The sequence below is a fragment of the uncultured Duncaniella sp. genome (assembly GCF_910578445.1).
Lineage (GTDB): Bacteria > Bacteroidota > Bacteroidia > Bacteroidales > Muribaculaceae > Duncaniella.
Genome location: NZ_CAJTQC010000041.1, coordinates 1 through 10,257 on the forward strand (window position 1 = coordinate 1; position 10,257 = coordinate 10,257).

The following is a 10,257-nucleotide window of genomic DNA, read 5'->3' on the forward strand; positions in this document are numbered from 1 at the left end:
AAAAAGGACGAAGTGTAAGCCTGATAAAAAGGCGTGACGCGGCATTGGTGAGACGCTATCATTACTGGACGGAAGTTCAACGCCTCCGATTTGATGACGCGCTGCGCGTACTGTCAGAGCAGGAGTTCTTTTTGAGCGAACAACGCATAATGGCGATCATCAGAACTGCCAGTCGTAGGCCTGAAATGAAACCATGTGAACCCGTGCCAAAAGTCAAAAAGCCACGAATCACGCAAGCGCAACTTGATATGCTGCGCGATGAAGATGCTTGATGGTTGTTGAACGTAGAGAAAGGCGATCAGTCAGTTTTTGACGATCGCCTTTCTTGTGTCTGGACTCTATCGGAATTTTTGCTATTTGAAAAAAACTTTTTTTGCTATTTGAAAAAAACTCCGACAGTTAACCAATTTGGTATGTGAAGTTCAGCATGCGTCGGATATTCCTTACTTAAAATGTACATCGACTTGTGGAAGTATTTTTTCCGGACGCGCATTGTCGGATGCTGAACGTTTCTATATGATTCCGGAGGAGGTGGAGGCTTCAAAGGTCAGTCTAGAGTATGCAAACAGGCTGATAAGATTCAAGGGGACGATTAAGAGTATACAGTCACAAAAAGCAGTAATTAAGGAATCTGGTAAAGTTACAATCTTTGGAGCTACGTCATGTATAGAAAACTACAGCTATCTGTTTGTCGGTATGTTGGAAAGTATGGGTTCAGACATATATGCATATATAGACAAGGATTCAGAGGTGAAGTCCGCACCGATAAGTTGGTCGGTAGATGGATATGTCAATATTGATGGCGCGGGGAGTGTGAAGGTAGAGGGTGATGAAGGGGAGAATGTGGTGTCGGATGGTGGTGTGGTGAAGCTGACTGCAACGCCGGCAGAAGGATATGAGTTTGTCAGATGGACTCTCAACGGGAAAGAGGTGTCGACCGAAGAGCAGTATACTACTGATCCGGTGCTATGCGACATAGGATATGTGGCGGTATTTGCCAAAGAGAATGTAGCTGTCATGGAGTGTGATGTGACGGTGTCGTCAAGTGATGCCGAGATGGGTGAAGTGAGCGTATCCTCTGGCAGAGTCGTGGTCGGCACATCGGTTACGGTCAGGGCTGTAGCGCGTCAGGGAGCGCGTTTTGAAGGCTGGTATGATGGTGAGAAGAAGATGTCGGGTGAGGCCGATTATACTTTTTCGGTGGAGTCGTCGACATCATTGACCGCACGGTTTGTAAAGATCTGGACAGTGACATACGAGAAGCCTTCGCATGGTGAGATAGAAGTGGTGTGTGATGGGCAGACAGTCGTTTCGGGTGGCACGGTAGATGATGGAAAGTATGTGACGGTGACTGTTCGTCCGGCTTCGAACTATGTGGTGCAGTCGATTATGGTAGATGGCATGGCTATGACTGCCGATAGTAGCGCCTCGTTTGCAGTAGAGAGTGATATTTCGGTCAGTGCTGATATCTGTGAAGCAGTGCTGCCGCAGGAGAGTCTGGCGGGGCTGCTTGACGGCTCTGCGGCTGTCAATTCACTTGTCAGTATAGGCATGCCTCTGACGGTAGTGGCTGTGGTAGGCAATAGTCGAGATGCGGTGGTGACCGATGGCGATCGACTGTTGCTGTTGTCAAATCATCCGGCTTATACAGGCGACTGGAAGCCGGAGGAGGGTGCTGTCTTGTCGGATGTGACAGGACGTTATGAGGTGAGTTCTACCGCCGGTTCGCCTAAGATAGTGCTTATGGGAGCTCCGGTGACAGTATCGGGGTCAAAGCGTGAAGCTCCGGTGTCGGATGTGGCATTTGCCGATTTGTATGCCGACCGCAAGTCGTCAAATAACCGTATGCTGCGGCTGCGAGGTGTCAATGTCTACCTGGGAATGGTCAATCCGGTGTGTCGCAATATCGGACAGTATCCCGACGACGAGCAGCTGATCAGACTTTCGCATGAAAACAACTCGCTTGAGATCACAACTGAGATGAAGAGGGATGCAAATTGGACGCGGCTGATGGATCTGACAGGTTTTGTCCATGAGGTGGCGGGTGAGCTTGGCTTTCATGTGCTGACGATGCAGCCGGCCACAGATATGCCGGATGACAACCGTGTGCTTGTGAATCTGACAGCAAGTCCGACGTCGGGCGGAAAAGTATGGATAGCGGATGATGAAACGGCTGTGCAGCGTAGCTGTGAGGCCGGAGATCGGATGATGATAAATGCTGTTGCTGCAGATGGCTATGTGTTTGAGGGGTGGAATGCCGGTGGAATATCGGTGGGGGCTGAAGCCTCAATGGAGTATCAGGTGTGGGGCAATACGACACTTACGGCCGTGTTCAGTGTCGCCGGTATTGATCCTGTGCCTCCGGTTGATCCTGATGATCCGCAGAAAGAGCGTCATAAGCTGACATTGCGCAACGGTGGCAACGGTTCGATGACGGTGACAACAGCCGATGGCATGGAGGTAGCCGACGGAGAGATGGTGGAGGAGGGCACACGACTAACTGTGACGTTAACGGCTGACAGGATGTATCTGCCTTCACAGCTCAAAGTCAACGGCGTGCCGGTTGGACAGGAACCGGACGGCACCTACTGTGTGACTGTAACGGGGCCGACAGAACTGCTGAGCGTCTTTGTGTCTGATGCCACAGGTGTGTATCATTTGCGTGTGGCCTCCCGCAGTCCGGAGGGCTGCAGCGGCGGCAAGGTATGGATAGACAGCGACGGCGTGACTGCTGTAGAGGCACGCTATGGCGAGTCGCACGCGTTCTATGCCGATGCGTCAGCCGGATTTACCTTCGTGGGGTGGATATACGAGGGTGGTACTTCAGGCCCTGGGGATGGCAGCCGTTTTGAATGGCCCGGCCAGGGGGATCTGTCGCTTGTCGCGGTGTTTGATCACGCAATCAAGGCCGAGCGCACAGTGAGTGTGCGTTCGGCTGATCCGACAAAGGGTAGGGCGGAGATCGTCGGTGAGCCTGTCGGTGTCCAGTCGGTCACAAGCAGGGCAGTGGTGCGTATAAGAGCCGTTGCAGCATCGGAGTATGACCGCTTTGTCGAGTGGACTGTCAACGGCGAGGTATGGAATGAGCCGGAGATAGAACTGTCGGGCGATGCGGATATGGAATGTGTGGCTTATTTTGCTTCGGATTATCCGGTGGTGTTTGGTTCTATAGGGCAGGGGACGATGACATGCACCATGTCGGACATTCCGTTTGAATCGGGGACTGTGGTTGCCGACGGTGCGAAGATTGGCGTAGTGCTGTCGTCGGCAGACCATCATCATATTGAATCCTTAACGGTCAACGGTCAGGAGATGCTGAGCCGCTATCTTGATGCCCCCTCGGGATTCGTCCTTTCGGTGCGAAGCCCGACCGATATAGCGGCGGTGTTTGCCATCGACCGTCACCGTCTGCTGATCGGGCGTCATCTTCACGGGAATCTCACGGTGTATCGGTCGGTGGGTGCCGATGGCCTCGGCACCGGCGATCCGGTGGCATCAGAGATATATCACGACTATGGCTCGACGCTGTATGTGTTTGCATCGGCGGCTGAAGGTTATCGGCTGAAGGAGATAACTGTCGGCGGGCGGACGCTGGATATGTCGGCAGGCTACGGAACGATCGTAGTCACGGGTGATATGGCGCTCGGTTGTGAGTTCGAGCAGATACCGACGTCGCTTACAGTCGTAGCCGGCGATGAGACCGAAAGCGGCGACGGAGAATGGTTTGATCTCAATGGCCGTCGTGTTGGGCGCAGTGCTGTAAGGCCAGGCAGCGTGTATATTTACCGCAGCCGCGACGGAGCGGTGAGCAAGATTGTGGCGCGTTGACAGGTGTGTATGTGTCGAAAACGAGTGTGTTGTAGTCCACTGGACTTTCCGGCATCGTTTTCGCTATCGGAATAAAAACATGGCCATGTGTCAGATTGTGGTGCCTGACACATGGCCATCGTCTTTATGTTGATTGCTGATTAATTTAGCAGAGGTCTGTCGTTTCAGTCGGGTGGACAGTGCGCACGATGTGTTTTATGGTGTTCCTTATCCCGAACTCGCGTAGATAGATTGTGGATACTTCAAATAGAGAGTAGAGAGCTCAAATAGAGCGCGTAGATTTCAAATAGAGTGAGCCATGCAAGTTTTTTATTTCAGACTGTGATGTTGAAACATATCAGCGGGTGTTTCGTAATGGCATGATTTGTTGTGGGTTGTTGGTGTGTTTATGCGTATTATGGATGCTTTTGTTTATGATTTTATGGAGTGTCGGTAAAAAAACATGATATGTTGCATCAGAAAAATTTGCACAGTTCGAAAAAAAAATCTAACTTTGCAACGCAAAACCCCAGAGGGGGTGTAAAAGTAATAAATTATTGCCCAGGTGGCGGAATGGTAGACGCGCTCGTTTCAGGTGCGAGTGCTGCGAGGCGTGCAGGTTCGAGTCCTGTTCTGGGCACCGTAAAATCCCGTAACTCATTGAAAATCAAGAGTTACGGGATTTCTCTTTTAATTTTTGTCCCCCGATTGTCCCCCAAATCATTTCTTATCCAAAAATTGTCCCCGATATTCAGCGTTTTTTTAGGCCGTTGGTCAAGTATTACAAAAGTGAGCGTTAAATATTTTAACAGATAGTGGGTGTTTATATTATTAATAAATGTTAAATATTAGGTCTGAAATTCCATTGCCTTTTATTTGTCACTATTCAATTCCACTATTCCTATCCATTGTTTCGGCCTTTGGTTCAAGTCCAGAATCATTTTAGAATTAGAACAAATCACGCTTTTCAGCATCCACCTTTGCGTTTGGTATCGCGTTTAGGTCTGCATTTGGGTAGGCATTTGATTTCACATCATGTCACGCATAATCATTTGCGCCGGCTGTTGCCTCCTGAATGACTTTCTACCCCACATTCAGCACAGCTCTCACCGCAGGGAACAGACTCACTATTCATGTCACGTCAAAATCCTGCCAACAACCCACGACGGATTTATCAATATGTGACCGGGTGGCGTGACCGATATGCTCGGTAAATTTTATGCCATACCCAAACCAAGAATTGCCAGCCGAGCCTTAAAACGGTTCTGACTATCCATAAACAACCCTTCGCTGAAAGTTTCAGCAGATACAGCCCGAATCTGAGCAGCAGGAATATCACCGTGAATACCGGCACAAGGAAAATCATAAGCAGAAGTTCAAACATGACAGTCTTGTTTTAATACGTCCCAACACTATTATTGGAATGTAAATATACTAAAAATCAGCGAGTTAAGCAAATTTCAGACCTTAAAAAACCTTATAAATCAAGAGCTTGTGCCGTTTTGTCGTGTATCGGAGCTTCCATTTCTTTATCCCTTGAAGCCTTGTTGACTTCTTCCCTGAAAGCCATAAAGACACTATGTATTGCGCATACATTTATTATGACTGTGTTCCATAATGAAATACTGATATGATGATAGCTTATATTGCAGGCTTGATATTACATAGGCAATAATGTTGGATAGCATTATCAATTTGTCTCTTGATGAAATGAAGTTTATATTTCTTGCAGACATATAGTCTTGATGTCATACAGGATTATGGCCATGATGCCTTGCATATATACATATATATAGGTATAATCAATAAAAGGTGTCCAAACCGTATGATTGGTATTGTTGCGGTGAGTAACTTCGTGGGTGAATGAACTGAGGACGGGAGTGTACCAGTGTTGCAGAGTTTAGGTAGCAAGTTGTGCTTTTCTCCGTACAAAACCAAGTTTTGACCGTAGAAAAGCGACTTGCCGACCACTCCGTGGCGGTGGGAAATCACTTCGTACCTCGTGAATTAATCTTAGAATATGAAGCAGCGTACCGAAAGATTTGAGATGAGACTTACTCCGGAGGAAGCAGCCGGAATACGTGAAAAATCAAAACGCTACCATAGCATCAGCAACTTTATAAGAATGGCAGTCAATGAGTTTTCAGACACAGACGCCAAAACCCGTCTTGAATTGTGTAATGACACAGCCAGACTGTGCAGAAAATTTCAGGACGAACTCTCATGGATGGGAAGCAATCTCAACCAGGCGGTCAAACGTGCCAACGAGCTTGCTGTTGCAGGGCTGTTATCCGAGAGTTATTTCAAGGATATACTTGCTCCCATGATTGAGGGTGTGGAGAAGATGATTAAGGCAGTCAAATCAGAACAAGCTGACATTGCCAGAAAAGCGATAAGACTGAGACCATAGCCACAAGTCTATATGATATTATGGAAATATCAGAACAAGACATATAGAAACCAAGACATAAAGACATTGAGCGATGATAGCTACTATTCTTCCGTCGAGTGCCAATTTCCATGCTGTCGCATACAATGAGAAAAAAGTGGCAAAGGGTGTGGCGCGACTTCTTGAAATGAGCAACCTCGGACATATCGGCGTGCTTTCAAAACCGACTGCAAAGGAAATGCAGGATTATATGATAGCCTACTCTTCCAGAAATTCAAGGATAAAAAAAGCACAGTTCCACCTTGCCATTTCTTGCAAGGGGCATGAAAAGACAGAGGAAGAACTATTGCAATTCGCCCACGAATATCTCAAGGAAATGGGCTATGGGAACGAAGGTCAGCCGTTGTTGGTATATGCTCATACCGACACTGACAACACGCATATACATATAGTAACATCCAGAATATCTCCGGACGGAAAGAAAATCAGCGACCATCACGAAAGAGTGCGTTCTCAGGCAGTACTCAACAAACTTGTCGGCAAGGATTTCAAGGCGAAAGCCGCAGAGGATCTTGCTGCTTCACTCGGCTATTCATTCTCTACCTTTGCTCAATACAAAGCTCTTATGACCTCAATGGGGTATGAGGTTTATGAAAAGAACGATATTGTATATGTCAAACGTGACGGAGCGGTTCAGGCAAAGATTGGATATGCTGATATATGCGGCAAGTTCCATAAGGTGCAACTTGACAAGACACGACGCAGGCAACTGTGGGCTATGCTTAAGAAATACCGTGATGTGAGTGCCGACCGCCAGGAATTGCAGAAGGAGGTAAAACGCAAACTTGGTATTGACCTTGTATTTTTTGGCAGGAAGGACAACCCATACGGATATATGATAGTTGACCATGCTAACAAGGCGGTTTATAACGGTGCATGGGTACTTTCCATAAAATCACTGCTTGACTTCACCACTCCCGAAGAAAAACTTGCCCGGATAGATGCCTATATTGACCGGCTTCTTGAAAATAATCCGACCATAGATACATGGGCCATCAATAAAAAACTGTTCCGTAGCAACGCATATATAAAACGTGGCGTGCTTCATTATGGCAACCACATGCGACCGTTGAAAGACTTTATGGCGGCAACCATTCTTAGAAATGACAAAATAAAAAGGATAGAATCATTTCAACCGACAACTGCGGCTGAACGGGATCTGCTGTGCAGTATATATAAGGTGAACGAGCCTGAACTTGTAACTATATCTCAGAATAAAAGCCAACACTATTATAATGATGTTGACAAGCTGCGTCGGTTATTTAACGATGACAGCATAGTTAAGCTGCGTTCCGAAATACGCAACGCCGGGTTCTATATACGTCAGAGCGGAGAGGATTATTTTGCCCTTAATTTCTCATCCAAGCAAGTAATCAACCTCTCGGAAGAGGGATTTGATTTGAAAAGGCTTGCCCGTAGAAAGTTTAGAAATGCAACTCCGGCCAAATTATCCAATCGAGGACTGCGCGGAGCCGGCAAGGGACAACTGTCTGCAAAAGCCAAAGGTCTGCGCGATGCAGCTTCCGGGCGAGGCGAAAACCGGGAATGGGAGGTTGGCTACCGTGGAAATTATGACAGGATTGATGATGAAAACAGCCTGAAAGTATAGCGTTGGAATTTTATTACCATGCCAATATTGTGACATAGAGTCTTGAAGACAATCGCCTTTGATGTCTTCAAGGCTCTATTCCTATATAATATGTCATGTTCAAAACATAAAATGATAATGTCTTTAAGAAAGGTGTCCAAAGAGGCCTGTTGCCTTGCCTCCGGATAATAATTTTGCGTATAAATAATTCAAACGGACCACAATGGACGAATCAATCATCATAACATTTGCAAATCAAAAAGGAGGCGTAGGGAAAACCACCCTTTGCGTCACCTTCGCAAACTTTCTTGTCAAGAAAGGTCTTCCAGTGATTGTCGTTGACTGCGATTCACAAGAAAGCCTCGCACAACGGCGTGAAAGCGATTTGAAACGCTATGGTTCTGAAGAAGTGGAAATCCCTTATGAGGTGCTGCCGTTCTCGCTAAGCAAGGAGGACGCACTGTTCAATTTCATAGGAAACATCCGCAAGACCCGATGTGTGGCAATCTTTGATTCTCCCGGCAACCTGAAACAGCAGGGACTTGTGACTCTGTTTGCCAATTCCGACTATATAATATGTCCTTACCATTATGACCGCACCACTATTCCATCGACCGCCACATTCATAGCGTTTATTCAAAATCTTAAAAAGGCTATGGGACGAAAGATGACCGCAGAGCTTATCCTTGTTCCCAACAGACACGATGCCAGAGTAGGCACAAAGACTGAACGGGAGCTTTGGGAAGAGACAGGCAAGACCTTCAGCCGATATGGACTTGTGACACCGCGAATAAGCATGAAAGCAGACATGGAACGATTCTGCACGCTTTCAGATCTTGACGGTCAACTGGAAATAACACAGGAAGCCTACGACCTTATATATAACAAGATATTCGGACACCTTGAAATTGAAACAAACAATGGATAAGCCAACATTCCCTGATATAGATGGACTGCTCGGAAGCATACGCCATGTCGCTACCCCTGTCGGACAGCAGACGGTGTCCGATGAACCTGACGGGACAACAACCAGGCCCAAAGATAATTTACCCGATAATGAAAATCCGGAAGACCAGACCGGAATGTGGGACGCTTTCATGGCAAATCTTTCAGCATACGGATTCAGGGAGCGAAAAGATGAGCGGAAAGTCTGCATGATTGACAAAGATCTTGCCGATTCTATTGATGAGTGCGACATTGACCGCAAATGCCGTTCCGATGTGATAAACGCCATCGTGAGAACATTCATCACTGTATATCTTCCCCGGCTTAGGGCATACAGGAAGAAAAGCAAATCACTTCTTGATAACGATAACACCAAATAGATATGAAAAAGACAATCTGGACCGACGACAGTATTGCCTATCTTAAAGAGAACTATCCGCACACAACGGACACGGCAATAGCCCAACATCTATGCGTCAACCGAAAGACCGTATCACTTAAAGCCAAAGAACTCGGTCTTGAAAAGGGTATCAGACCCGAATGGCTTGATTTTGCGGAAAGGGTACGTGAACTCCACGGCTCTCACTCAAATGCTGAAATCGCTGCCATAACCGGCATATCGTCACGCTCCGTATCAAGAATAGTTGCCGTTCTCGGCCTACGGCGCACCAAGAAAGAAGAACAAAGTATCCGTTCCCGTATCCGTCAGGATATTATGAAACGAGAGAAAAGACGTGTGATTTTTGGCCTGCCGCCAATCACGAGAATAAAGGTTGTTACAAACAAGCCGAGGATAAAGATGCGCCACTCCCTGAAAAAGGCAGGCTATCTGGTAATCCGTGGTCAGAATGTCATGTATTACCACCCCGACATGGAACGCGACCATTCACGCGAGGATATAGGCCGCAAGCTCGGATTGAGATTCGAGCCTTGGGATAACTGCAACGACAAACTATGTGTAAATTTCTGATACAATGCTTTACGGACAAATAATAGTTTTACTCATCATTCTGCTGGCTCTGTATTATGCCGGAATGATAACGATGGATATTCTTGCCGCCAACAAAGCAAAAGCAAGCGAGGATGCTAAGGCCGAAGAGACCGAAATCGACATATCCGGACTTGCAGAAAGTTTTGAACCGGTGGAGATAAAGCGCATTATCACGAAACCGACACCGGAAATTTCTAAGGACGCTCCATCCAAATATAAGGAACCGATTATGACAAACGGTTATCCGGTGGATAATCTTCTCTGCAAGATCAATAAAGCCGCTGACACAGGCATGGATAAAGACCTCGCTGATATAGTTCACAGATGCGAGTCCGCTGCCTGACATCGACTGACTTACCGCTAACCATATTCGTATCACCCGATACCTCTCTCCCCGAACCGATGCCTTTATTGAACTAAGTTGTCTTTACTGCCCGACACTGCCTTTAACGCCCTGCATTGCCTTTAACGCCCGAT

Annotated in this window: 8 protein-coding genes and 1 tRNA gene; all 9 read left to right on the forward strand. The window is 47.1% G+C overall.

All coding sequences use genetic code 11. The features are described from left to right. Positions 1 to 272: transposase (locus tag QZ311_RS11720; RefSeq protein ID WP_297068248.1), on the forward strand; the 272-nt coding region annotated here is incomplete at its 5' end. A gap of 436 nt (positions 273 to 708) precedes the next feature. After that, on the forward strand, positions 709 to 3,828 hold the full coding sequence (locus QZ311_RS11725; protein WP_286332156.1) for an InlB B-repeat-containing protein: 3,120 nt from the start codon (positions 709 to 711) through the stop codon (positions 3,826 to 3,828). Positions 3,829 to 4,366: 538 nt separating this feature from the next. Further along, positions 4,367 to 4,447, forward strand: a tRNA-Leu gene (locus QZ311_RS11730). 1,380 nt (positions 4,448 to 5,827) lie between these two features. Further along, complete coding sequence (locus QZ311_RS11735) at positions 5,828 to 6,217, forward strand: hypothetical protein (protein WP_297068253.1); 390 nt, start codon at positions 5,828 to 5,830, stop codon at positions 6,215 to 6,217. 73 nt (positions 6,218 to 6,290) lie between these two features. Next, the gene (locus QZ311_RS11740) at positions 6,291 to 7,865 is read left to right on the forward strand and encodes a relaxase/mobilization nuclease domain-containing protein (protein WP_297068256.1); all 1,575 of its coding nucleotides are present in this window, start codon (positions 6,291 to 6,293) and stop codon (positions 7,863 to 7,865) included. A gap of 202 nt (positions 7,866 to 8,067) precedes the next feature. Further along, positions 8,068 to 8,772 (forward strand): ParA family protein, encoded by a 705-nt coding sequence (locus tag QZ311_RS11745; protein WP_297068259.1) that lies wholly within the window; start codon positions 8,068 to 8,070, stop codon positions 8,770 to 8,772. After that, the gene (locus QZ311_RS11750; RefSeq protein ID WP_297068262.1) at positions 8,765 to 9,169 is read left to right on the forward strand and encodes a hypothetical protein; all 405 of its coding nucleotides are present in this window, start codon (positions 8,765 to 8,767) and stop codon (positions 9,167 to 9,169) included. Before QZ311_RS11745 ends, QZ311_RS11750 begins: the two co-directional genes overlap by 8 nt. A 2-nt stretch (positions 9,170 to 9,171) precedes the next feature. Further along, the gene (locus QZ311_RS11755; protein WP_297068264.1) at positions 9,172 to 9,759 is read left to right on the forward strand and encodes a hypothetical protein; all 588 of its coding nucleotides are present in this window, start codon (positions 9,172 to 9,174) and stop codon (positions 9,757 to 9,759) included. Positions 9,760 to 9,763: 4 nt separating this feature from the next. Then, complete coding sequence (locus QZ311_RS11760; protein ID WP_297068268.1) at positions 9,764 to 10,123, forward strand: hypothetical protein; 360 nt, start codon at positions 9,764 to 9,766, stop codon at positions 10,121 to 10,123. Positions 10,124 to 10,257: the final 134 nt, after the last annotated feature.

Bases quoted from the DNA above. Each gene is read 5' to 3' on its own strand.
- QZ311_RS11725 (WP_286332156.1), top strand. From the start codon at position 709: ATGGGTTCAGACATATATGCATATATAGACAAGGATTCAGAGGTGAAG.
- QZ311_RS11735 (WP_297068253.1), top strand. From the start codon at position 5,828: ATGAAGCAGCGTACCGAAAGATTTGAGATGAGACTTACTCCGGAGGAA.
- QZ311_RS11740 (WP_297068256.1), top strand. From the start codon at position 6,291: ATGATAGCTACTATTCTTCCGTCGAGTGCCAATTTCCATGCTGTCGCA.
- QZ311_RS11745 (WP_297068259.1), top strand. From the start codon at position 8,068: ATGGACGAATCAATCATCATAACATTTGCAAATCAAAAAGGAGGCGTA.
- QZ311_RS11750 (WP_297068262.1), top strand. From the start codon at position 8,765: ATGGATAAGCCAACATTCCCTGATATAGATGGACTGCTCGGAAGCATA.
- QZ311_RS11755 (WP_297068264.1), top strand. From the start codon at position 9,172: ATGAAAAAGACAATCTGGACCGACGACAGTATTGCCTATCTTAAAGAG.
- QZ311_RS11760 (WP_297068268.1), top strand. From the start codon at position 9,764: ATGCTTTACGGACAAATAATAGTTTTACTCATCATTCTGCTGGCTCTG.